A 23,416-nucleotide genomic window follows, 5' to 3' on the forward strand; every position below is an offset into this window, starting at 1 on the left:
GCTGATGTGTTCGCCAAGTTCATGAACTCCGTGCGTCGGCGTGAGGGCCGCAGGCGCCCTGCCCTGGTCTCCCGGCTGTAGCCAGGATCAAAGCATTATCGTTCTAATCGGGGCAATGAGACCGTCTGCCGCCCCTGAGTCAAGCGACGGTTTGCGGCGCAGCGATACGGATCGGACGTGTCTGTCCAGATATCGTGCCGATTGCCGGGAAGCGCCCGCCTCGGAGCCTGTCCGCGCTTGTCGGCCGTCCTGTGCGGTCGACCCAGGCGACGGGGCGCTGTTCACATCCGGCGTCCGAACGCCGCCGGATCGGGTTCTCACGCGCGTACGCTCGGTGTGGCGTTCCCTCCGCCATCCCGGCTGCCACGAATGTCCCAAGCCGGGCGATACCTGATGGTGATGCGGACCCCCGGTTTGCATCGCATCGCGACCGACGGGGATATGAGCGGTGTCTCAAGACGACGCTTGGATCGATTCCCGAATCAGGAGGCGACGGTGAGGCATCGCCACCGCAGAACCAGCAAGCTCGCCACCGCAAAGAGGCCGGCGCAGAAGCCAAGCCAGATGCCGTAGCCTTGAAGCCCCGCGCCCCAGGCCAAGGCGGCGCCCAACGGCACGCCGAGTCCCCAATAACCGCCGATTGCGATCCACATCGGAACGGTGGCGTCCTGCAGGCCGCGCAGCATCCCGAGCGCCACCGACTGGATGCCGTCCGCAACCGCGAAGAGGGCCGCGAAACCGATGAAGGCGACGGCGATCGGTAGAACCGCTGCGTTGGCCGGATCGCCGAGGTCGAGGAACAGGCCGGTCAGTCGGTCCGGGGCGGCGAGCTGCGTGAGCGCGCAGAGGGCCATGAAGGCGGATGCGAGCCCGAGGGCAACCGCGCCGGACCGGCGCACACCGCTTCCATCCCGTCTTCCGAAGGCCAGGCCGACGCGGACGGTCGTGGCCTGCGCGACGCCGTTCGGCACCATGAAGCAGACGGCCGCGATCTGGATCGCCACGGCGTGGGCTGCGAGCTGGCTGGCCCCAAACAGGCCCATGCCGAGGGCGGCCGCCTCGAACAATCCGGCCTCGGCGAGGCCGGTGGCCGTCATCGGCAGGCCGAGGCGGAACACGGCGGCGAGCCGCGCGCCGTCGAAGCGCCAGAACCCCTGGAGCAACCGGTGGCGCCGGAGACGCGGATCGCACAACACCACAACGACCAGAAGGGTTAGGCTGAACACGGCCGAGCAGAGCGTGGCGGCGCCGATGCCCGTCATGCCGAGGGCAAGACCCGCCGGAAAGGCGAGCCAGAGTCCCAGGGCGACGTTCACCGGGAGCGCCGCCAGGCTCGCAGCCATCGCCCAGCCCGGCCGTTGCAGGGCGGCAAGCGCTCCCCGCAGGGCCATGAATAGCAGGGCCGGCCACATCGCCCATTGCAGGACACGCATGTAGGCGCCGGCGGCCTCGGCCAGGGGCAGCGGTTCGCCGATCGCGGCGAGGAGCGCGCTGGTTTGCCAGAGGATCGCCATCAGGGGCGCAGCGACCAGCGTAGCAGCCCAGAAGCCCGCCCGCAGGGTCCGGCGCGCGGCGTCGGTCGCGCCTGGGTCGTGCCCGAGCGCCGCCGCGATCAGCGGCGCTACCGTCCCGGTCAAACCCAGGCCACCGATGAACAGGATGAAGTAGAGTCCATGCGCCAGGGTCGCTGCCGCCAGGGCTTCGGAGCCGAGACGGCCGAGCATGACGACATCGGCCATGATGAGGCCGTGCTGGGCGAGGTTGATGAGCACGAGCGGCCCGGCTAGCGCGAGTGTCGCGTGCAGTTCGCGGAGCCAGGGGCGGTGTGACGGGGCCCCTTCCCGCGCGGGAAGACCCGCGAGGTCGAGTGCCGGCATGAAAAACTCTCGGTCTGTTCGGGATCAGGACGGATCGGCTGCCGTTGCGTGTCGGCGCTCGTCCTTCAGGGTTGGGTTCTATCCGCGTAATGCGTCTGAAACCTGTCGCGCGCGCCGGTCCGGCGTAGGCTCGGCCTCGGGCGCCCCCAGCTTCGATTGGTCGGCCAGGAAGCCGCCCGATTGCCGCGACCACAGGCCGGCATAGACGCCGCCGCGGGCGACGAGTTCCGCATGCGTCCCTTCCTCCACGATGCGCCCGCGCTCAATCACGACGAGCCGGTCGAGGGCCGCGATGGTCGAGAGCCGATGAGCGATTGCCAGCACGGTCTTGCCGGCCATCAGCGTGTCGAGGGATTCCTGAATCGCCGCCTCGACCTGGCTGTCGAGAGCCGAGGTCGCCTCGTCCAAGATCAGGATCGGCGCATCCTTGAGAATCACCCGCGCGATAGCGATCCGCTGACGCTGGCCGCCCGAGAGTTTGACGCCACGCTCGCCGACCTGAGCGTCGTATCCACGCCGCCCCTTGTGGTCGACGAGATCGGCGATGAAGCCGTCCGCATGGGCCAGTTGCGCGGCCCGCGCGATCGCCTCATCGGAGGCCTCCGGCCGACCGTAGGCGATGTTGTCGCGGATCGAGCGGTGCAGGAGCGACGTGTCCTGGCTGACCATCGCGATCGCCTCGCGCAGGGATTGCTGCGTCACCGTGGCGATATCTTGCCCATCGACGCGGATGCAGCCGCTCTCGACGTCGTAGAGGCGCAGCAGCAGGCTCGCGAGCGTCGACTTTCCTGCGCCGCTGACACCGACGAGGCCGACCTTTTCGCCGGGGCGAATCGTCAGGGAGAAGTCCTCGATCACCGTCGCGTCGCCGCGACCGTAGTGGAAGCCGACCGTCTCGAACCGGACCTCGCCGCCGGTGACCGCGAGTTCCCGCGCGTCCGGTGCATCGAGGAGCCCGTGAGGACGCGCCATCGTCTGCATGCTCTCTTGGACCACGCCGACATTCTCGAACACGCCGCGCACCGTCTGCATCACCCAGCCCGACATCGCGATGAGCCGGAGCACCAAGGCGAGCCCCGCCGATGCTTCGCCGGTCGTCATGCCGCCCCCGCGCCACAGGACAATGCAGGCCGCGCCCGTGGCGATCAGCAAGGCGCTGTTGAGGACACCCAGCAGGCTGGTGGTGAGCGTCACCAGCCGGAACTGGTGCAGGTACGCCTCGGTATGAACGTCGACGGCGTCGCGCACGGCGGCCCGCTCCTCCCGATCCCGGGCAAAGAGCTTCACGGTCAGGATGTTGGTGTAGCTGTCGACGATGCGGCCGATCAGCGTCGAACGCGTATCGGCGGTCTTGTGCGAGCGAGCCCGGGCGCGGGGCACGAACCATGCGGTCAGCCACGCGTAGGCGCCGATCCAGATCAGGACCGGCAGGGCGAGCCATGGGGAGATCGAGCCGAACAGGCCGACCGCCGTCACCGCATAGATCGCCACGTAGAGCAGCGTGTCGATGAACACAACCGCGAGTTCGCGCACCGCCGGCCCGACCTGCACGACGCGGTTCGCCAGTCGTCCCGAGAAGTCGCCTTGGAAATACGAGAGCGCGTGACCGAGGGTGTAGAGATGCGCCCGCCAACGGATCTGGCTCGTCGATTGCGGCACGATGAGCTGGTTGGACAGCACCTCGTGGGCCCAGATCGACACCGGCCTGACCCCCGCGATCAGCAGCACCGCCAAGCCGAGGCCGGTGGCGTGATCCGACAGCACGGTGGCGCGATCGGCTGTGCCGAGCAGGTCGATGAACCACCGCATGACCAAATAGAGCGAGGCCTCGACCGTTCCGGCGAGCACCGCGATGACGAACAGGGCCGCCAGCGCAGCGCGGATCGGGCGCAGGTAGAACCACGCGAAGCCGAGCACCGTGCGCGGCGGCATCTGGGATTCGTCAAAGGGCGCGAACGGATCGACGCGGCGCTCGAGCCAATCGAGGAACATGCTGCCTGGGGCGTGACGCTACGGGAGCCCCTCATGTAAGCGCGGGGCGCGCCGCGCCAACCGCGCGCGGAGGTCGCGCCAACCGCCTCAGCGGTTCAGCGCGAGGGCGGCCCCCGACTTGGTCAGCGCGCCTTCCAGGCCGCCTCCGCCCCCGCCCTGGCGCAGGCGGGCCGCCACGGTGCCGCCGGGCTGGTAGAGGTAGACCTCCCCGTCTCGGAAATCCCAGGCCGAGACCTTGGCCAGATCCTTGTTCGGGCAGGCCGAGGCCGAGGCCTTGTAGAGGTCGAGAGCGGGGGCGCTGGAGAGCGTGACCTTGCAGTTCGCCCCGGTCGCGTCCCGGGCATCCCAGCTTCCGACCACAGCGGCGCGCCCGGTGGCGACCACCGGTGGCGGCGGTGCCGGCGGGGTGACCGGCTCGGCGATCACCGTCGGCGTGGCGGGCGACAGGGCCGCTTGCGGGCCGGGAGGGGGCAGCGAAGCGTCGGGGCTCGCCGCCACGCCCGGCGGCGGGGCGAGCGGCGCCGCCGTCACCGTTCCCGACGGAACGGCCGGGACGGCCTCGAGACCGGCCTGCGGCGCCCGGGTGCGCGGTGCGTCGAGCCGGCTGGATGCGCAGGCCCCGAGGCTGGCGGCCAAGCAGAGAACGGCGAACGTCGACAAACTCGGGCGCAGCATCGATCCACTTGGGTCAGGCTTGAACGGGCACGCTTTCGCGCGTCGCTCCTGACTCGGCGGCAAATGCGCTGACTGCAAGGCGGCCCCGGCGATGCCCGGTGAGTCCGTCGCGGAAGGCGCGCCTTTTCGAAGAAGTGTGGCGTTCAGGCCGCAAACTCAGAGCTGGTCCCGATCGCGACCGACTCTGAGTTTCTGCGGTGACGCGTTTTTCGGCGCCGAACCGGAATCCATTTCGGAAGAGATCGCGCCGTTTAATCAGAGCGCGCGCTCGACCATCATCTTCTTGATCTCGGCGATTGCCTTTGCGGGATTCAGGTTCTTCGGGCAGGTATTGGCGCAGTTCATGATGGTATGGCAGCGATAGAGCCGAAACGGATCGTGCAGGTTGTCGAGCCGATCGCCGGTATTCTCGTCACGGGAGTCGATGAGCCAGCGATAGGCCTGGAGCAGGGCCGCCGGGCCCAGGAACTTGTCGCCGTTCCACCAGTAGCTTGGGCAGGAGGTGCTGCAGCACGCGCACAGGATGCACTCGTAAAGGCCGTCGAGCCGCGAACGATCCTCGGGGGTCTGGCGCCACTCCTTCTCGGGGGCCGGCGTCTCGGTCTGCAGCCACGGCTCGATCGCCGCGTGCTGGGCGTAGAAGTTGGTGAGGTCCGGCACGAGGTCCTTCAGCACCGGCATGTGCGGCAGCGGATAGATGCGGATCGCCCCATCCTTGTCCTTGCGGGTCATGACCGGCAGGGCGTTGTCGGGGCTCTTGCACTCGTCGATGCCCATCGTGCAGGCGAGCGCGTTCTGGCCCTCGATGTTCATCGCGCAGGAGCCGCAGATGCCCTCGCGGCAGGACCGGCGGAAGACCAGAGTGGAATCGACCGTGTTCTTGATCCACAGCAAAGCGTCGAGGACCATCGGGCCGCAATCCTCGCGATCGACCTGATAGGTGTCGATGCGCGGATTGGCCCCGTCATCCGGGTTCCAGCGATAGATCTTGAAAGTCTGCAGGCTCTTGGCGCCCGGAGGGGCCGGCCATGACTTGCCCTGCGTGATCTGGGAGTTTTTTGGAAGGTTGAACTGAGCCATGAGTCCTATCCGTCGATGGCGATCGTGCCCAAACCGGGCCGGAGGCGGGTTTGACCAGGTTCGATCGTGAGGATGGCGCCGCCGACCACGGCTTCACCGGCCGCGGCGATGGATTGGACAACCGAAGTGCCGACCACCAATGGGTCGAGGTTGTCGAGCAGGAGCTGGACCACACTTGGCGCCTTCAGCCCGCGGGCCGCGACGCCGAAGTCCAGATCGGGCGTGAGGACGATCCGATCATCCTCGGCCGCCCAGATGAGGATGTCGTCGTCGAGGGCGTCGACGGCTCCGACAGCCCGCCAATGTATGGTGACGTGACCCTGCTCGGCCAGGGGGTGTACCCATTCTGGCGACAGGTTCATGTCGACGACGAAGCTCACGCCGCCGCCTCCGCGGTCACCGCCGAGGTCGTGATCGCGCGTTCCGAGGCGAGCCAAGCTGCGTAACGGATTGCCTCGAGCACGTCCTCGCGCTCGATATACGGGTACATCTCGAGGAGCCGTTCCATCGTGACGCCGGCACCGAGGTTGCCGAGGATCATGGAAGCGGTGACGCGCATCCCACGGATGCAGGCTTTCCCACCCATCACTCGTGGATCGACGGTGATGCGGGAGAAGCCGTTGATGCGCCGCGCTGTGTCGCTCATGACGATGGCTCCTCGTTCGGGCGTCAGTACACCCGCGCCTTCGGCTCGATGTACTGAATCTCGTTCGACATCGTGTAGGTGTGGACCGGGCGATAATCGATGTTCACCTGATGCCGGCTCTCGTCGAGCCAGGACAGGGTGTGCTTCATCCAGTCCTTGTCGTCGCGGTCCGGGAAGTCCTCACGGGCATGGGCGCCGCGGGATTCCTTGCGGTTGGCCGCTGATTCCATCGTCACCACCGCCTGGCCGATCAGGTTGTCAAACTCCAGGGTCTCCAGGAGGTCGGTGTTCCAGATCAGCGACCGGTCGGTGATCTTCACGTCGGCGGCGGCGTTCCAGACCTTGTGGATCAGGCCCTTGCCCTCCTCCAGAACCTCGCCGGTGCGGAACACCGCGCAGTTGTTCTGCATGGTCTTCTGCATCTCGGCGCGCAGCTCCGCGGTCGGCGTCGCGCCGTTGGCGTGGCGGAAGCGGTCGAGGCGATCGAGCGCCTTATCGGTGGCGCCCTTGGGCAACTCCATCGCCCGACCGTTCGGCTCGACGATCTCGGCGCAGCGCTTCCCGGCGGCGCGGCCGAACACCACGAGGTCGATCAGCGAGTTCGAGCCGAGGCGGTTGGCGCCGTGGACGGACACGCAGGCCGCCTCGCCGATCGCCATCAGGCCGGGCACCACCGTGTCGGGGTTGCCATCGCGCAGCGTCAGCACCTCGCCGTGGTAGTTCGTGGGGATGCCGCCCATGTTGTAGTGGACGGTCGGGAGGACCGGGATCGGCTCCTTGGTCACGTCGACGCCTGCGAAGATCTTCGCCGATTCCGAGATGCCCGGCAGGCGCTCGTGCAGGATCTTCGGATCCAGATGATCGAGGTGCAGGTAGATGTGATCCTTGTTCTTGCCGACGCCGCGGCCGTCGCGGATCTCCATGGTCATGGAGCGCGAGACCACGTCGCGCGAGGCGAGATCCTTGGCCGACGGCGCGTAGCGCTCCATGAAGCGCTCGCCCTCGGAATTGGTCAGGTAACCGCCCTCGCCGCGCGAACCCTCGGTGATCAGGCAGCCCGCGCCGTAGATGCCGGTCGGGTGGAACTGCACGAACTCCATGTCCTGCAGCGGCAGGCCGGCGCGCAGCACCATGGCGTTGCCGTCGCCCGTGCAGGTGTGAGCCGAGGTCGCTGAGAAATACGCGCGGCCGTAGCCGCCGGTCGCCAGGATGGTGGTCTGGGCACGGAAGCGGTGGATCTCTCCCGTGGCTTGATCGAGGGCGATGACGCCGCGGCAGCGACCCTCCTCGTCCATGATCAGGTCGAGGGCGAAGTACTCGATGAAGAAGTCGGTCTGGTTCTTCACCGCCTGCCCGTAGAGGGTGTGCAGCATGGCGTGGCCGGTGCGGTCGGCCGCCGCACAGGTGCGCTGGGCGGTGCCCTTGCCGTAATCGGTGGTCATGCCGCCGAACGGGCGCTGGTAGATCTTGCCTTCCTCCGTGCGGGAGAACGGCACGCCCCAGTGCTCCAGCTCGTAGACGGCGGCCGGCGCATTGCGCACGAGGTACTCAATCGCATCCTGATCGCCGAGCCAGTCCGACCCCTTCACGGTGTCGTACATGTGCCAGCGCCAGTCATCCGGGCCCATGTTGCCGAGCGAGGCCGAGATGCCACCCTGCGCGGCCACGGTGTGCGAGCGGGTCGGGAACACCTTGGTGATGCAGGCGGTGCGCAGGCCGGCCTCCGAGCAGCCGACCGTGGCCCGCAGGCCCGCGCCGCCTGCGCCGACGATCACCACGTCGAAGGCGTGATCGTGGATGGTGTAGGCAGGCCCGCTGCCGTTGGTGCCGTTGGCGGCCATGTTCGGCTCCTCGAATGTCGTGATGGCGGGGTTCAGGCCGGCTGTCCGAAGCCGATGCGCAGGACCGCGTAGAGGCAGGCGACAGCCACGAGGACCGCGTAGACGTTGTTGGCAAGCACCGCGGCGATCTTGGTCGCCTGCGCGTGGACGTAATCCTCAATGATCACCTGCATGCCGATGCGCATGTGGAGCGTCACCGACAGAAGTGCCAGGATGAGGATGATCGCGACGAAGGGGTTTGCGACGATATGGACTGCACCCGCGTAATCGCGGCCGGCCATGTTCGCGATGATGACCACGAACGCCAGCATCAGCACCGTGTTGGTCAGCGCGGTGACGCGCTGCAACCACCAATGGCTGACGCCGTGATGGGCGACGCCCAGGCCCCGGACGCGGGCCCGCGGGGTGCGGATCGAGACGCTCGTGTCCTGGCGGATCTTTTCCTTGGCCATGACGACCTCCTCAGCGGACCAGAAGGGCGACCGCCCAGATGACGAGCGTGAGCGCCACCGACCCGATCAGGGTCAGACGGGACATCGCCAGCCGCTTCTCCCGATCGAAGCCGATCCCAAAGTCCCAGGCGAAATGGCGCAGGCCGCCGAGCATGTGGTGCATCAGGATCCACGTGTAGACGAACAGGATCAGGCGCCCGATCACGGAGCCGAAAAATCCGGCGACGTAAGAATAGGCCACCGGCCCGGAAGCCAGCGCCAGCAGCCAGATCGCGACGAGTGCAGTCCCTCCGTAAAGCGCCGTGCCGGTGATGCGGTGAAACACCGACATCGCCATGGTCCAGGTCCAGCGATAGATCTGGAGATGCGGCGAAAGCGGCTGTGCCACTGTCGGGCGTGCGGTGGGTGCCATCGGGATGAAGCCTCGCAGCTGCGAACTGGACCGTCTCTAATCTGGTAGCGCTAGTGCCTGCGCGGGCAAGCCGCAATCCGTCATGGTGCGACGCAATGTGCCCACGCGGGCAACACAAATCGAATTCTGTCACTTCAGGAGGCCGAGCAGCCGCCACCAAGCATAATCGAGGGGGGCCGCCACGATGAGGCTGACCAATCCGAAGCTCAGGGTGAGTCGCGTCGCATCCCTGAGGCGGACGCCGCCGAGTTCGCTGGCGAACACGATCGGAGGCGCTTGGTACGGGAAGAAGACCGTCGAGTAGCCGATGACCTGCAGCGAGACGACCGCGTAGGGTGACATTCCGCTGGCCGCCGTCATCTCGCCCGCCAGAGCCGTGTAAAGCGCCGGTGCGCCGTTGGCGGTGAGAAGCAGCGTCAGCCCCGTCCCGAGACCCGTCAGCACGGTGAAGTTCTGCACCGGGGCGCCAGGCTCGAGCGGCGCCACCGACAACACGAGGTGCCCGAGGCGTTCGCCGAGCCCGGTTTCGTTGACGAGGGCAACGAGCCCCAGCAGGGCCGCGATGTAGAAGCAGATCCGCAGATTGATCTGCTGGAAGCTCTCGGATGGAAGCACGCCGATCCGTGGCAGCAGGCAGACGACGGCGGCGGCGAGGCCGACCCAGGCCGGGGCGAGCCCATGAAGGCTGTCGGTCATCCAAAGCGCGAGCGTGCAGGCCAGGATCGCGGCGAGGCGCCGCTCGCCGGCGGAGATCGGCGGCAGTGCCGGCAAGGCCGGAGCACCGTGCGCCAGCCGATCCGGGAACAGCCGCACGACCAACAGCACCAGGATGACGCCCTTGACCCCGGCCAGGACGGGCGCATGCAGCAGGAAATACGACAGGTAGGAGAAGTGGACACCGAGCAGATGTTCGGCCGAGCCGGCCATCACGAGGTTCGGCACATTGGCGGGCAGGATCGCCGCCGAGAGGATCGGCGTAGCCAAGCCCACGGCCAGAACCGCCCCGGTCCGCCCCGGGCGGCCCTGGACGAGCCCGAATGCGTCGCAGAGCGCCAGCGTCACCGGAATCATCAGGGCGATCCGCCCGAGATTCGACGGCATGACGAAGGCGATCAGGAAGCTGAGACCGACCAAGCCAGCGATCAGCTGCGGGTAGGAGCCGGAGAGGCGAAGCGCCAGCGCGCGGGCCACACGGCTGCCCAGCCCCGTACGAGTCATGGCCTGTCCAACCACCATGCCGGACAGGACGAGCCAAAAGGCCGAAGCCGAGAAGCCGGAAAAGACCGTGGTGGCGCTTCCCAGGCGGAAGAGCATCGCCAGTCCGAAGAAGGCAAGCGCCGTCACAACCTCTGGCAACAGCGCAGTCGCCCACAGGCTCATGCACAGCACGAGCAGAGCGGCGGTCGCCGGCACAGCTGCAACCCCGCTCACGCGATCCTCCCCTCTTCACACCCCCGACAATGCGAACATCCTGGCCGGTTTGGAAAGGTTCGCAATTCGGCAGTGATGGACCGAGCCTTCTTCAACGGCGAAGGCCCGCACGCCGGGACCGACGGAGTGCAAAAGGCAATCCGAAACGCGCTGAGGGATCTCGACACGCGGAGGACCGGCCGTACACCGGCCGGGCCTCCCGAATTCGAGTCCGGATGCGTGATTCCGAGGGGGTCAGTAGCCGGAGCCGTACGTGCCGCAAGAAGCCGAATCGTAGGCGCCATAGCCATGCTCGGTGTTGAAGCTGTCATCGCCGAAGCCACCGAGTCCGTATTCGACGCCGAGGCCGAGCCCCACACCCGCGAGGCCATACCCGAGACCGTGCCCGTAGCCGCGGCCAGCGTGACGGCCCCCGAAGCCCCGCCCAGCCGGCCCGGAGCTTCCGATAACACCCCGATTTCCGATGACTCCACGGGTCTCGACCCCGCCGACGCGGCCGGAATTACCGAATCCCGCGGTCCGAAGGCCGCCGGTGCCGGTCACGCCGGTTCCGCCCAACCCTGCGCCGCCCAAGCCAGCGGGTGGAAGCCGCCGAGTCCGCCCGCGCGGGCACCGCCGAAGCCTGCGCCCCCGTGAAACCCGCCGCTGCCAGAGCCACGCGCATCCGCGCCGAGCGGGTTGAAAGCCACGGCCGCAAGCAATGCAGTCGACACCAATGCCGGATACTTCGTCGAACAACCCAACGTATCGTGTGATCGTTGCTTGTCCAACAGTGCTGAACCCGCGTGTATCCGAGCATCATTCGACGCGTGCGTGTCGTTCCGTCGCTGCACCGGGCCGACAGCATGGTCGCTCGAGAGCTCGGCTAAGCGAATCGGACCGGTCGTTTACCGGAAGGGCGGTTCGTCGAAGCTCCGCAGCTTGCGCGAGTGCAGCCCGTGCCGGTCGGCGCGTAGGGCGTCGAGCGCGGCGAGCCCGACCTTGAGATGCTCGGAGACCGCCCGATCGTAGAACGCGTTGGCGGCGCCCGGCAGCTTGATCTCGCCGTGCAGGGGCTTGTCCGACACGCAGAGCAACGCTCCGTAAGGCACGCGCAGGCGGAAGCCCTGGGCGGCAACGGTGCCGCTTTCCATGTCGACCGCCACGGCTCGCGACTGGTTGATCCGCCGCCGCTCTTGGCTGAACCGCAACTCCCAATTGCGGTCGTCGTAGGTGACGACCGTGCCGGTGCGCAGGCGACGCTTGAGGGCTTCGGCCTGCTCGCCCGTCACGGCGGCCGCGGCGTTCTGGAGCGCGACCTGCACCTCGGCGAGCGCCGGGACCGGTACGTCCGGGGGCACAAGCTCGTCGAGGATCCGGTCGCGACGGAGATAGGCGTGCGCCAGCACGTAATCGCCGATGGTCTGCGATTGCCGCAGGCCGCCGCAATGGCCGACCATCAGCCAGCAATCCGGGCGCAGCACCGCGAGGTGATCGGTGATCGTCTTCGCGTTCGAGGGACCGACACCGATATTCACCAAGGTCGTGCCCTGATGCGTCCCGTCTTCGCCCCGGGCAACGAGGTGATAGGCTGGCATCTGGTGGCGGTGCCAGGGCGAGGCGGCGATCACCGCCGCCGGGTCGGCTTGCGCGGCCTCGGCCCGCGAGACCGAGATCCCGCCCGGCAGGACCAGACGTTCGAACCCTTCCGTACCCGAGGCCAGCCGATCCAGCCCGTGGCGGACGAACTGATCGACGTAACGGTGATAGTTGGTCAGCAGGATCCAGGGCTGGACCTCGCGCCAGTCGCAGCCCGTATAGTGGACGAGCCGTCGCAGCGAGTAGTCGACCCGGACAGCATCGAACAAGGCGAGCGGTAGCGGCTCACCCTCGGCGCGGTCGAAGATGCCATCGGCAATCTCGTCGCCCACCAGCGACAGCAGCGGCACCGGGAAATAGGTGGCGAGGTCCGCGCCGTCGACGGCGCGTCCGCGCGCGTCGAGTCCTGCCTCGAGTACGTAGGGATAGGGAATTTCCTGCGCGCTCAGACCGACTTCGAGGGTGATCCCATAATCGGCGATCAGCGGCTCCAGCTGGCGGGTCAGGTAGTGGCGGAAGAAGGCGGGATGCGTGACCGTGGTCGCGTAGGTGCCGGCTGCTTGGAGCTTCGCGGTAGCGCGCCGCACCCGCGGCAGCGGACCGTCCGGACGGTAGCTGATCCGCAATTCGGGGTAGCGGAAGGCAAGGCGCTCGGTGGCGTCCGGGGGCGGCCCCCCGGCGAGGTAGCGCTCCAGGGCCTGTCGCAATGCGCCGACGGCCCCGTCGTAGAGCTCGATCAAGCGATCGATCGCAGTCCCGGCATCCGCCACGGCCTGCATCGGCCGCAATTCTCGCTCGATCATGTCGCCTCCGATCCGGGGGCCGGCTCTACACCGCCGGACGCGGGCGCGCGAGATCCCGGGCTTGCGGGCGGCGGGGGCTTGGCCGAGAAGCCCCGGAGACAGAGCGAGGTCGCATGAGCGCGGACGAGTTCGGGATCCGTCCCGGGGAGGAGATGGCGAACCTGCCCGCGACCTTCGATGCGGGCCTCCATTTCATCGGCCGGCTTCGCACGCCCTGGCGGACGCGCTCCGAGTGCCCGAAGAATGGGCTTCAGACCGATGCCGTCTGCACCGTCGAGGTCGATGCCGCTTATGCGCCCGGCCTGCGCAACATCACGGGCTGCACGCACCTGATCCTCCTCTACTGGATGGATCGGGCGACCCGTGGCCTGCTGATCCAGCACCCGCGTCATGCTAATGGCCCGCGCGGTACCTTCGCGCTGCGCTCGCCCGCGCGCCCCAACCCGATCGCCCTGTCGGTCGTGGCGTTGCTAGGCCGACACGGCGACACTCTTCGCGTGCGTGGCCTGGATTGCCTCGACGGCACGCCGCTCGTCGACATCAAACCCTATTACGCCACTACGGATTCCCGCCCCGACGCCGCCGTCGATCGTGCCGGAGCCGAGCCGTGAGGCGCGTCGCGCTGTTCATCGTCGGTGGACTCGGACTCATGGGGCTCGGAGGTCTCGCCGGCTGGCGCTTCCACCGACCCGCTGCCGATGCCCGGGCCTACGCGGAGATGCGCCGGATCGCCGTCCAGGTCAGCCTCGACGAGGCGCCGCCCGATTACATGTTCTATGCCGGTGATTCCCAGGTGGAACTGCAACCCGGCGGCCAACGGCCGTGCGGCCATGACTTCGTCAACGGCGGGATCAGCGGCGCCACTGCGGCCAGCTACGCGGAATACCTCGCGCGCACGACCTTCACGGTTCTGCCAAGCGTCGCCGCCCTCACGATCGGCACCAACGACATCCTGACGAAGAACAATCCCCAATCGCCGCAGCAGGGCCAGCACTTCGAGGCCGCCGCGGAGGCGATCATCACGCGGCTCAAGGCCGTGAGCCCGCGCGTCGTCGTGACCGCCCTCCCCCCGGTCGGTCGCGAGATCAGCAAGCTCGTCGATGCCGCCGCCGTGGCGGTGTATTCACAGCGGCTCCAAACTCTGTGCGGACGTCTCGGCTGCGTCTACGCAGACCCGTTCGCAGCCCTGCGCGACGGTGACAGCGGCTACGCGAAACCCGGTTCCCTGCGCGACGGGCTTCATCTGGCGGCGTTTCGGCCGGCCCTGCAAGCGCTCGAGCCTGTCCTCTGCCGCCCCTGAGGTGACGCGGTTTTGTCCATCGCGCGGTATCCGCGCATGAGCCCGAGGCGAAATGTTGCAGGTCGGTCGACGATCGGCTCCGCAGCCATGGTCCGGCACCCTTGAACGGCGCAACCGCCGGTATGCCGCGCATATCCAACAGATTCGGTGTGGACAGGATCGCCGGCCCCTGATCCAGTGAAGCTCGCCAGGCTTCAAGCTTTTTAGAGATGCCGTATTGCATTCGCTCGTATCGCTGCTATCAGCGCATCAGCGTGTTTCGTCCTGCGTCTACGGGAGATCAATCTAATTCTTATATGAATATCGATATAGGAACACGTATGGGGTGATTTTAAACACGATAGATAGTTTTAATTGATTTCATAAGTCGGTGAATAGTACGTCAATAAGAGTCGAGTGGGCGATGCGGGTGCTATATTCGACCGATCCGGTTGCGGAAAAAGAGCGCTTCCGGCGTTGGCGTGAGACCATCATCGAGCGCGTCATGCCGCTCGAGATCTCCGAGGTCGGTCCCGGACCGTTCTCCGGTCGCATCGAGGCGGCCCAGGTCGGCGCACTGACCGTCAACCGGATTACGACGTCCGGCATCCGTACGGAGCTGACCAGCGCTGCGATCCGCCGGTCGGAGATCGGCAGCACCATCACCGTCGCGCTGCAGATATCCGGGGCCATGACCTTCAGTCAGGCCGATCGCGAGGCCACGACGGCGCGGGGCGATCTGGTCGTGCTCGATCGCCAGCCATCTTCGATTTTGACGCCAGAGGGTGGGCAGGGCCTCTTCATCGAGATCCCGCAGGAGCGGCTGGAGCGCGTCATCGGGCCGGCCAAGCTCTATTCCCGGACGCGCATCCCCGCCGAGCAGGCCACGACGCAGCTGGCCGTGCGATACTTCCATCAATTGTTGGAGGTGCATCGAAGGATGGAGGCCCGGCAGGCTGAGAGGATGGGCTCGATCGGCGTCGACATGCTCATCGCCAGCATCGCCGAGCGCTTGACGCAGGACGTCCCACGCGCCCTTCACGGCACCGTCGTCGTCCAGCGGGCGAAGGCGCAGATCGAGGACACGCTCCACGACCCCGCCTTGAGTCCGTCCGACCTCGCGGCAGCCGTGGGCGTCTCCCTGCGCCGCCTGCAGGAACTTTTCCACGAACGCGGGCAGAACATCTCGGATTACATCTGGGAGCGCCGCCTCACGGTCGCGGCGCAGCGTCTTCGGGAGCCGCACGCGGCCCAGATGCCGATCGGGCTCCTCGCCTACGCCTGCGGCTTTACCAGCCAGGCGCATTTCTCCCGACGCTTCAAGGACCGCTACGGCGCGAGCCCGCGGGAATTCCGGATGGACGCGTTCCAGCGCACGCTACGCTCCGCAACCGGCTAGCGCGCTCTCCCACGACAGGGACACCGGTTCGGCGCAAGGGAGTGCATCACAACAACGACCGAAGGAACCACGCGACGGCTCATTCCCACTCGATCGTCCCGGGCGGCTTCGAGGTGATGTCGTAGGTCACCCGATTGATGCCCTTCACCTCGTTGATGATACGGGTCGCGACCCGGCCGAGGAAGGCCATGTCGAAGGGGTAGAAGTCGGCCGTCATGCCGTCCACCGACGTGACGGCGCGCAGCGCGCAGACATGATCGTAAGTGCGCCCATCGCCCATCACACCCACGGTCTTCACCGGCAGGATCACCGCGAAGGCTTGCCAGATCGTGTCGTAGAGCCCGGCCTGCCGGATCTCGTCGAGGTAGATCGCGTCGGCCTTGCGCAGGGCCTCCAGCTTCTCGCCAGTGATCGTGCCGGGGCAGCGGATCGCCAGACCCGGGCCGGGGAATGGATGGCGGCCGACGAAGGCCTCGGGCAGGCCGAGTTCCTTGCCGAGCACCCGGACCTCGTCCTTGAACAGCTCGCGCAGCGGCTCCACGAGCTTCATGTCCATGCGCTCGGGCAGGCCGCCGACATTGTGGTGGCTCTTGATCGTCACCGACGGGCCGCCGGTGAACGACACGCTCTCGATCACGTCCGGGTAGAGCGTGCCCTGCGCCAGGAACTTCGCACCGCCGATCTTCTTCGATTCGGCCTCGAACACGTCGATGAACAGGCGGCCAATGGTCTTCCGCTTCACCTCCGGATCGGAAACACCTTCGAGCGCGGAGAGGAACATCCCCGACGCCTCAACGTGGACCAGCGGGATGTTGTAGTGGTCGCGGAACAAAGCCACGACCTGCTCGGCCTCGCCCAGGCGCAGCAAACCGTGATCGACGAACACGCAGGTCAGCTGATCGCCGATCGCCTCGTGAATCAGCACCGCCGCGACGGCGGAATCGACGCCGCCCGAAAGGCCGCAGATCACCTTCTCGGTGCCGACCTGTTCGCGGATCTTGGCGATCGCCTCCTCGCGGTAGGCACCCATGGTCCAGTCGCCCGAGCAGCCCGCAATGTCCCGCACGAAGTTGCGGATGAGCAGAGCGCCGTGGGGCGTGTGGGCCACCTCCGGGTGGAACTGGACCGCGTAATAGTTGCGCGCCGCGTCAGCCACCGCTGCAAACGGGGCGTTCTTCGAGATCGCCACCGTGGTGAAGCCGTCCGGCAGCTTGGTGACCCGGTCGCCGTGACTCATCCAGACCGGATAGGTCTCGCCCTTATGCCAAACGCCCTCGAACAGGGGGCAATCAGCCAGGATCTCGACCTCGGCCCGCCCGAACTCGGCGTGATGCCCACCTTCGACCGCACCGCCGAGCTGGGCCGCCATCGTCTGCTGACCGTAGCAGATGCCGAAGACTGGGACGCCCGAATCGAACACCGACTGCGGTGCGCGGGGCGAGGCCTCGACGGTCACTGATTCGGGGCCGCCGGAGAGGATCACGCCCTTCGGCTTCTGCTCGCGGAACGCCGCTTCGGCCTTCGTGAAGGGCACGATCTCGCAGTACACACCCTCCTCCCGCACCCGGCGGGCGATGAGCTGCGTCACCTGGGAGCCGAAATCGACGATCAGGATCTTGTCGTGGTCGGTGTTCATCGCGGGCGATTATCCGAAGCCCGGGGCGCGCGCAACGCGCACCCCCCATGCGGGCTGGGGATCGCGGCGCAAGGCGCGCGCCAGGATAGTCGCGCCTTCAGTCGAAGTTGCGGACCTTGGCCGAGCCGCCCAGGCTGATGGCAGGCTTCGCCGGCGCGCCCGCGAGGCTGACCTTCTTCTGGCCCGGCATGGTCTTGGCGCGCAGCTCGGGTGCAGCGACCGGTGCCGGCTTGGACGGCTTCAGATGCGCCTGGCCGTGAATGACCGAGCCGATCTCGCCGGCAACGCGAATCAGGTCGTCCCGGTCGCAGGAGCGGGCGACCTTCAAGCCGAGCTTGTGCATGTGGCTCTTGCCGTAAAGGTAGGTGGCGAGCTGAGCGCGCTTGAGGGGCTCGATCTGCTCGAGGATCAGCGGCAGGTCGAAATCGTCGGCACGGTACACGGAGCCCAGGACTTCGAGGCTCACGGGACAATCGACTTCGGGCTCGGCGCCGCTCGTCGGGTGCGATTGTGTCATGGTTGCCTCTCGGGGATCGGTGGATCGGGGTCGTCGGATGCAACGGGGCCGGGGTCGGTTTCAACCCCTATTCGGACCGTGAGGTTCGCCACTGCCCCCACGGGTGGCGCGGCCGGCGCGATGGGGACCGGCTCGCCCGTGGGCTTCCAAGCGGTGAGGCATCCGGTGCAGACAGATCCGATCACCGCTCGGGCATGAGCCTGCCGGCGTAGCCACAAAGCTTCCCGGGCTGCGCGTGCGGCCTCGGCGTCCGCGATGGGACGGATGCGGAGGAAGAGCGGCTCCTGCGCCATCGTGGGGGCCGGAACCAGCATGAGCAGTCCGAGCACGGCCAGGATGAGGCGACCCAGCCTGTACGACCGTGTCGATGCCGGCGCAGCAAGACTGGCCATGCGTCCCTCTCGGCCGAACCAAGCGCGAAACGTCGCCCCGTAAGGTAAACCAGTGCTTAACGAAGCCGCGGCTCAGGCGCGGCCGCAACGGGTATGTCGCGGCCGGAACTTCGGCCGCCGGCGTCGGTAGAACCAGGGGCGGACCGAACGAAGGACTGCCCCATGCCTCAGATGTTCGATTGGATCTTCGTCGCCATGATGATCCCCGTCCCGGCCTATCTGGTCTGGGATTGGATGCAGCACCGGTAGGTTGCGGATCCCCGTCATGACCCTTGGCTGCTCGCTGGTTTTGATCGCAAAACCGGCGGCCGTTGTTTCGAACCTGCTCAGGCTGACGGAGCCGCGCGCGCTAACGGCGCCGAAGATTCGACCGTCTCGCCGCTCTCCGTCTCACGGGCGGTCCGGCGCCGATCCTGCGCGTGGCCGAGCCAGAGGCTGTTCAGGAGCCACGCAGCGGAGAGCGGGATCGCCGCCCCGGCGATGCCGGTGCTGCCCAAGCCCAGCCCCTGAATCCCCGTGAAGGACCACGCCCCGATCTGGTCGCCCAGGCGATAGACCACCGTGTCGATGAAGCTCTTCGCCTTGTAGCGGTCCTCCCGCGGAACGACCGTGAACAGCACCTCCCGGATCGGCCGGGCGATGGCGTAGTTTCCCGCCCGCCGAAGCACCTGAAACGCGACGATGACGCCGATCGTCGGCCAGATCGCGAGCGCCGCGAAGCCGAGGATGCTGAAGGCCGGCAGGATGGCAAGCGTCAGGGCCACGCCGAGCCGGTTCACGATCCGGCCGGTGAGAAACAGCTGCACGCCGAGCGTCAGGACGTTCACCGCGAGATCGACGCTCGCGAAGAAGGCCGTCTGCGCGCCGCGATCCGGGAAGCTGCGCTTCGCGATGCCGGCCTGCTCGAAATACAGGAAGGTCGAGGTCACTGAGAACAGCAGCAGAAACAGCGAGATGTTGAGGAGATAGGGGGACGCGAAGGTTCGGGTCACACCCGCCAGCACGCTGCCGCCGATCGTCCAATCCTGATCGCCCTTCTGGGTCGTGCTGCTGCCTGGCACCTCGTGGAGCTGGCTCGATAGAGCCGCCAAGCCGCGCATGCAGAACACGGCGACTTCGAGGAGCGCCACGGCGCAGAGCATCAGGCCCCAGGTCGGGACATTCTTGGCGAGGACCGCCGTGGTGGCCGAACCCGCGATGGCGCCGAGCGTCGCCCCCGCCGCGATGAAGCCGAACAGGCGCCGACCCTGCTCGTTCGAGAAGACGTCGACGATGGTTGCCCAGAAGATCGAGACGACGAAGAGATTGAAGATCGACAGCCAGACGAAGAAGACGCGGCCGATCCAGATATTCCATTCCGGCGGGGCGAGGTACAGGACCAGCGCGAAGGCCAGGATGTTGGCTGCGAAGAACCGGTAGGTGATCGGCACGAACCGCGCCCGCGGCATCTGCTTCACCAGATAGGCAAAGGGCAGGTTCAGGCAGAGCATGCCCAACAGGGTCGCGGTGAACAGCCAGGGCAGGTTCTCGATGCCGCCCGCCACGCCCATCTGGTCGCGGATCGGGCGCAGCACGTAGTAGGCGGCCAGGATCGAGAAGATATAGGCCCAGGCCCAGCCGAGCGCCCGGCCTTCGCCGGGCTTCACGTCGATCAGGCGCGCGAGCGGACCGCGGTGTAGATCCGGATCAGGCATGAACGCGCCCCGCCTGGACGATGGCTTTGTACCCGCATCGGTTCACTGAGTGAGCCCGAGCTTCTCACGCAGTTCCGGTGCGGTGACGTCGTGGCCGAAGCCGGGCGACCCCATTGCGAACTTGTCGGCATCCTTGAGCGGACCGACCACGACCGGATCGAAGCCGGCATCGCGAACTAGACTCGCAGCGACCTTCAGGGCGTCCGGATCGTCCCCTGCGATCGGGATCGCCATGCGGCCGCCGGCGCGGCCCTTGCCGCCATCGGCGCCCTCCTTGGCGAAGACCTTATAGTTGGCCGCGTTGAACGCGCGCACCAGCTTCGCGCCGGGAAAATACTTGGCCGAGGTCGCCCCGATGCCGCCGGCCTGGACTTCGTCGTACAGCGCCCCGTCCCGCTTCTGGGTGGCATTGCCGGCGTCGAGCACGAACTTGCCGTTGAGCGCCGGACCGATCTCCTTCGCGAGATCCGGATAGGCCTTGTACGGAACGGCGATGAACACGGCGTCGCCGAACTTGATTGCCTCCTCCGGGGTGCCGGCCTTCGCCTTCGGACCCAGCTCCGACACCAGGGGGGCGAGCGTTTCCGGATGGCGGGAGGCGAACATCACCTCATGGCCATCCTTGACCCAGAGGCTCCCGATCGTGCCGCCGATATTGCCGGCCCCGATCACGCCGATCCGGATTTTCTTGGTCCCGTCCTGCGCGAGGGCCGGAACCGCAGCCGATAAGGATAGTCCGGCCGCGAGGGCGAGCGCCGTCCGGCGCGTGAAACGATCAGACCGCATCGATGAAAGCCTCCATCTGCTTGCGCTGGGCCGCATCGGGGAGTTTCCCGCGGGCGGCGGCGAGGTTGTCCTCGACATAGGCGGCCTTCGCCATGCCGGGGATCGGACAGGTCACGGCCGGGTTGCCGAGCACGTATTTGAGGAAAACCTGCGGCCAGCTCGTGCAGCCGAGATCCTTCGCGACGGGCGGCAGCTCCTTGCCCTGGACCGCCTTGAACAGGCGGTCGCGGCCGAAGGGCACGTTGGTCATCACCGCCATGCCCCGCTCGGCAGCCAACGGGATCACCCGCTCGGCGGCGGCGCGGTTGTCGATGGCGTAATTCACCTGGATAAAATCGAGGGACTCGCGTTTCATCACGGCTTCGAGGGCGTCGAGCTGGTTGTCGCGCCAGATCGTGACGCCGACGTAGCGGATCCGCTTGGCGGCCTTCAGGTCGCGCAGCACAGCTAGATTATCGGTCACGTCGATCAGATTATGGACCGCGACGAGGTCCAGCGTCTCGACCTTCAGCCGCTTCAGCGACCGCTCGAACTCCTTAAGGGTTTCGTCTCGGCCGGTCGAGTCGACCTTGCTGGCGAGGAAGATCTTCTGGCGCAGGCCGGTCTCCGCCAAGATCGCGCCGAGCACGTCCTCGGCCGTGCCGTAGCTCGGCGCGGTGTCGATCACCGTCCCGCCAAAAGACACGAAAGTCTGCACCGCCTCTTTCAGGGGAGCGATCCTGTCGGGGGTCGGCTCCACCTCATACCGGCGGGAGGTGCCGATCCCGATCGCCGGCAGCATCTCGCCGCTCGACGGGATGGGCCGGCGGATCAGTGGCTCAGCCGCGAAGGCCGCGCGGCGGGCGAGCGGCGCAAGCGCCGCGGCGGCGATGACGGCGCGGCGGGAAACGGGCATGGCCGAGTTCCGGAGAGTTCTGGACGCTGATCCGAGATAGGGCGCTGCGTCCGATTTTGTATTCCTTATTCTCACGCTTGCGCGATCGGATGTCCGGGGTCAGCCAGCGCAGGGTATGCGCCCGGCTAATCTTCCTCGGGCGGGTCCTCGAATTCGGCGCCCTCGGTATCGGGCGCGATGCGGAACCGATACTCGTCGATGGCCAGAAAGGCGCGGTGGGCGACCTGCGGATCGATACCGTCGCGTACGACGAGCGTCTGGAAATCGATGAACAGCCGGGCGATGCGCGCCTCTTCCGAGAGCCCGGCCAGCGCGGACGAACTGGCGCCCGCGCGCATGACGTAGCGCTTCGCCACCCCGGCCTCGTCGGGCGCGGGCAGGACGACAACCTGCCCGGCCGTCTCAGGCTTGAGCTCGGACCAACGGGCGGGCGTCCAAGCGATGATGGCTTCGGTCTGCTTCATGGCACCTCCGGCAGGGAGATATCGGCCTACCGGCACTGCCGCCGCGCGTCGAGATGGCGATTCCAGGCCATCAGTGTGTCCGTGTCATCAGCGTGCGCGCAGAACCTGTCCGCGGATCTCACCCTTCGGATTCGCCGCCGTGTGAATGTTGAAATAGACGCGGCCGGCTTCGAGATCCGCAGCCTTGGCATCATCCAGGGTCGCCTCGCCGGTGAACGGGCTGGCCGTGACGGTCGCCGGCACGAGGACCCCGGCATTTTCCCCTGGCTTGGCTGGCCCGTGGAAATGGGCTGCCGTCACAGGGCCGGTGAGGTTGCTGTAGCTCCCGTTCCAGCTGAGGCGTTTGGTGACCGGATCGAACGTCGCGGTGAGTTCGCCAGTCCCCTTCGACTGGGTGGACGGCACCTCGCCGGCTGCGTCCAGGGTCGCCCGGTAGGTGGCTCCCTCCCCGGCCGCCTGGGCGGCGGGCGCCGCCGCCAAGGCCAGCACAACAGCGAGATATCTGCAGGCGTGACGCGTCATCGAACGCTCCAGGTGTTGAGTCGGGTCTCAGCGAGCCCGACTTACATCCTAGCGCGACGCGTCGGCCGGCACAGTGCCCGACCGCTTGCGGGGCGGGACGGTGGTATCGTTTGGTCTCACGTCCGCACCGCGCGCTCGCGCGATTTGCCCGCGTGAGACCGTTGACACCAGACGCCGGCCCTCCCTATACCGCCCACGTCGACCGTGCGCAGCGCGGTTTCGGCGCGTGGCGGGGTAGCTCAGTTGGTTAGAGCAGAGGAATCATAATCCTTGTGTCGGCGGTTCAAATCCGTCCCTCGCTACCATCAAGTTCAATAGCTTCGACCGAATACGTGATGCGACCGGTGAGCTGAACAGCCGTTGTGTCGCTGGATCAGGATCGGTCGATCGTTCTCTCCAATCATATTGGTTCGGCGCAGGTGGGCTCGCAGCCTCTGACGCGTGTGTCGCGGTCAGTACATCGCGGGTTTGCGCGCGTCGGCAGCGCGAGGGCGCATCGCCCGCAACTGCCCTCGACCTGCTGCAACGCAACTGTACCGCTCTCGAGGTTCGGGACTTCGTTCAACGAACCCGGCCCCACGATCAGGCGGGGATGGGTGCTCGACCCAGAGCATCGCCCACCCAGCGACGCAGACCTTCGACGATACGCCCCATCACGCGGGCGAGTGGCGAGCGCCACAGACCATGTCCGTCATCGCACAGCGGATCGTTCACCACGGGGTTGCCGTCGAGGCACATCAGGACATTGCCGATGTTCGGATCGAGTCCCTGCGGTGACACACTCCGAAGGGCCGCGACATAGGCCTCGTATCCCGGCCAAGTGGCCCTGAACCGCTCTCGGATGCCGTCGTAGCTGGCATGATCGATCCTGGGTTCGTGCGCGGGCCATTCGACCTTGAACCGGTCGCGAACCCCGTCATCCATCGCGCTGCCCGGGTGGTCCGCGATGACGGCATGAGCGTAGGCCAGCCACCAGACATCCCGCGCGGGCTCGCTCAGGCGCGAGCCCACCGTCATCAACGCACCGCAGCGGCTGATATGCATG

Annotated in this window: 23 protein-coding genes and 1 tRNA gene; 4 read left to right on the forward strand and 20 right to left on the reverse strand. The window is 67.1% G+C overall.

Going from position 1 to position 23,416, the window contains the following annotated elements; genetic code table 11:
- Nucleotides 1-482 precede the first annotated feature (482 nt).
- From MKK63_RS07070 to MKK63_RS07125, 12 genes are all read right to left on the reverse strand, one after another.
- Nucleotides 483-1,877 carry an MATE family efflux transporter gene (locus tag MKK63_RS07070; protein ID WP_244000069.1) on the reverse strand — a complete coding sequence of 465 codons (1,395 nt, stop codon included), beginning with the start codon at nucleotides 1,875-1,877 and terminating at the stop codon, nucleotides 483-485.
- A gap of 78 nt (nucleotides 1,878-1,955) precedes the next feature.
- Nucleotides 1,956-3,869, reverse strand: a complete 1,914-nt coding sequence (locus MKK63_RS07075; RefSeq protein ID WP_244000071.1) for an ABC transporter ATP-binding protein — start codon at nucleotides 3,867-3,869, stop codon at nucleotides 1,956-1,958.
- Nucleotides 3,870-3,956: 87 nt separating this feature from the next.
- Complete coding sequence (locus MKK63_RS07080) at nucleotides 3,957-4,544, reverse strand: AprI/Inh family metalloprotease inhibitor (RefSeq protein WP_244000073.1); 588 nt, start codon at nucleotides 4,542-4,544, stop codon at nucleotides 3,957-3,959.
- Between the two features lie 255 nt (nucleotides 4,545-4,799).
- The gene (locus MKK63_RS07085) at nucleotides 4,800-5,624 is read right to left on the reverse strand and encodes a succinate dehydrogenase iron-sulfur subunit (protein WP_244000075.1); all 825 of its coding nucleotides are present in this window, start codon (nucleotides 5,622-5,624) and stop codon (nucleotides 4,800-4,802) included.
- 5 nt (nucleotides 5,625-5,629) lie between these two features.
- A complete protein-coding gene (locus MKK63_RS07090; RefSeq protein ID WP_244000077.1) occupies nucleotides 5,630-6,004 on the reverse strand; it encodes a DUF5615 family PIN-like protein in 375 nt (124 codons plus the stop codon).
- A complete protein-coding gene (locus tag MKK63_RS07095) occupies nucleotides 6,001-6,270 on the reverse strand; it encodes a DUF433 domain-containing protein (protein ID WP_244000079.1) in 270 nt (89 codons plus the stop codon). The genes MKK63_RS07090 and MKK63_RS07095 overlap by 4 nt, the downstream gene beginning before the upstream one ends.
- A 23-nt stretch (nucleotides 6,271-6,293) precedes the next feature.
- Nucleotides 6,294-8,111 carry a succinate dehydrogenase flavoprotein subunit gene (gene sdhA, locus MKK63_RS07100; RefSeq protein WP_244000081.1) on the reverse strand — a complete coding sequence of 606 codons (1,818 nt, stop codon included), beginning with the start codon at nucleotides 8,109-8,111 and terminating at the stop codon, nucleotides 6,294-6,296.
- 32 nt (nucleotides 8,112-8,143) lie between these two features.
- Nucleotides 8,144-8,563, reverse strand: coding sequence for a succinate dehydrogenase, hydrophobic membrane anchor protein (sdhD, locus tag MKK63_RS07105; RefSeq protein ID WP_244000083.1), 420 nt, complete (start codon nucleotides 8,561-8,563; stop codon nucleotides 8,144-8,146).
- Between the two features lie 10 nt (nucleotides 8,564-8,573).
- On the reverse strand, nucleotides 8,574-8,975 hold the full coding sequence (gene sdhC, locus MKK63_RS07110; protein WP_160533055.1) for a succinate dehydrogenase, cytochrome b556 subunit: 402 nt from the start codon (nucleotides 8,973-8,975) through the stop codon (nucleotides 8,574-8,576).
- Nucleotides 8,976-9,104: 129 nt separating this feature from the next.
- Complete coding sequence (locus tag MKK63_RS07115) at nucleotides 9,105-10,406, reverse strand: SLC13 family permease (RefSeq protein ID WP_244000085.1); 1,302 nt, start codon at nucleotides 10,404-10,406, stop codon at nucleotides 9,105-9,107.
- A 234-nt stretch (nucleotides 10,407-10,640) separates the two neighbouring features.
- The gene (locus MKK63_RS31940; protein ID WP_244000087.1) at nucleotides 10,641-10,949 is read right to left on the reverse strand and encodes a hypothetical protein; all 309 of its coding nucleotides are present in this window, start codon (nucleotides 10,947-10,949) and stop codon (nucleotides 10,641-10,643) included.
- 344 nt (nucleotides 10,950-11,293) lie between these two features.
- Nucleotides 11,294-12,787 (reverse strand): AMP nucleosidase, encoded by a 1,494-nt coding sequence (locus MKK63_RS07125; protein WP_244000089.1) that lies wholly within the window; start codon nucleotides 12,785-12,787, stop codon nucleotides 11,294-11,296.
- 113 nt (nucleotides 12,788-12,900) lie between these two features.
- Between MKK63_RS07125 and tsaA the strand changes: the two genes are divergently transcribed.
- From tsaA to MKK63_RS07140, 3 genes are all read left to right on the forward strand, one after another.
- On the forward strand, nucleotides 12,901-13,398 hold the full coding sequence (gene tsaA, locus MKK63_RS07130) for a tRNA (N6-threonylcarbamoyladenosine(37)-N6)-methyltransferase TrmO (protein WP_244000091.1): 498 nt from the start codon (nucleotides 12,901-12,903) through the stop codon (nucleotides 13,396-13,398).
- Nucleotides 13,395-14,087, forward strand: a complete 693-nt coding sequence (locus tag MKK63_RS07135) for an SGNH/GDSL hydrolase family protein (protein ID WP_244000093.1) — start codon at nucleotides 13,395-13,397, stop codon at nucleotides 14,085-14,087. Before tsaA ends, MKK63_RS07135 begins: the two co-directional genes overlap by 4 nt.
- Before the next feature lie 403 nt (nucleotides 14,088-14,490).
- Entirely contained in the window at nucleotides 14,491-15,465 is a 975-nt protein-coding gene (locus MKK63_RS07140) for a helix-turn-helix domain-containing protein (protein ID WP_279574547.1), read from the forward strand.
- Between the two features lie 79 nt (nucleotides 15,466-15,544).
- On the opposite strand, the gene guaA is transcribed toward MKK63_RS07140, so the two are convergent.
- From guaA to MKK63_RS07175, 7 genes are all read right to left on the reverse strand, one after another.
- Nucleotides 15,545-17,101 carry a glutamine-hydrolyzing GMP synthase gene (guaA, locus tag MKK63_RS07145; protein ID WP_244000098.1) on the reverse strand — a complete coding sequence of 519 codons (1,557 nt, stop codon included), beginning with the start codon at nucleotides 17,099-17,101 and terminating at the stop codon, nucleotides 15,545-15,547.
- 97 nt (nucleotides 17,102-17,198) lie between these two features.
- Nucleotides 17,199-17,618, reverse strand: coding sequence for a hypothetical protein (locus MKK63_RS07150; protein WP_243926671.1), 420 nt, complete (start codon nucleotides 17,616-17,618; stop codon nucleotides 17,199-17,201).
- 718 nt (nucleotides 17,619-18,336) lie between these two features.
- Nucleotides 18,337-19,704, reverse strand: a complete 1,368-nt coding sequence (locus tag MKK63_RS07155) for an NTP/NDP exchange transporter (RefSeq protein WP_244000100.1) — start codon at nucleotides 19,702-19,704, stop codon at nucleotides 18,337-18,339.
- Between the two features lie 42 nt (nucleotides 19,705-19,746).
- The gene (locus MKK63_RS07160) at nucleotides 19,747-20,490 is read right to left on the reverse strand and encodes an NADPH-dependent F420 reductase (RefSeq protein WP_244000102.1); all 744 of its coding nucleotides are present in this window, start codon (nucleotides 20,488-20,490) and stop codon (nucleotides 19,747-19,749) included.
- Nucleotides 20,480-21,385, reverse strand: coding sequence for an aldo/keto reductase (locus MKK63_RS07165; RefSeq protein ID WP_244000104.1), 906 nt, complete (start codon nucleotides 21,383-21,385; stop codon nucleotides 20,480-20,482). Before MKK63_RS07165 ends, MKK63_RS07160 begins: the two co-directional genes overlap by 11 nt.
- 125 nt (nucleotides 21,386-21,510) lie before the next feature.
- A complete protein-coding gene (locus MKK63_RS07170; protein WP_243926679.1) occupies nucleotides 21,511-21,849 on the reverse strand; it encodes a hypothetical protein in 339 nt (112 codons plus the stop codon).
- A gap of 87 nt (nucleotides 21,850-21,936) precedes the next feature.
- Nucleotides 21,937-22,371 carry a CHRD domain-containing protein gene (locus MKK63_RS07175; protein ID WP_244000106.1) on the reverse strand — a complete coding sequence of 145 codons (435 nt, stop codon included), beginning with the start codon at nucleotides 22,369-22,371 and terminating at the stop codon, nucleotides 21,937-21,939.
- A gap of 228 nt (nucleotides 22,372-22,599) precedes the next feature.
- Here MKK63_RS07175 and MKK63_RS07180 point away from each other — a divergent pair.
- Nucleotides 22,600-22,676, forward strand: a tRNA-Met gene (locus tag MKK63_RS07180).
- Between the two features lie 277 nt (nucleotides 22,677-22,953).
- On the opposite strand, the gene MKK63_RS07185 is transcribed toward MKK63_RS07180, so the two are convergent.
- A complete protein-coding gene (locus MKK63_RS07185; protein WP_244000109.1) occupies nucleotides 22,954-23,415 on the reverse strand; it encodes a hypothetical protein in 462 nt (153 codons plus the stop codon).
- Nucleotide 23,416: the final 1 nt, after the last annotated feature.

This window comes from Methylobacterium sp. J-088 (genome assembly GCF_022829295.1).
Classification (GTDB): domain Bacteria; phylum Pseudomonadota; class Alphaproteobacteria; order Rhizobiales; family Beijerinckiaceae; genus Methylobacterium.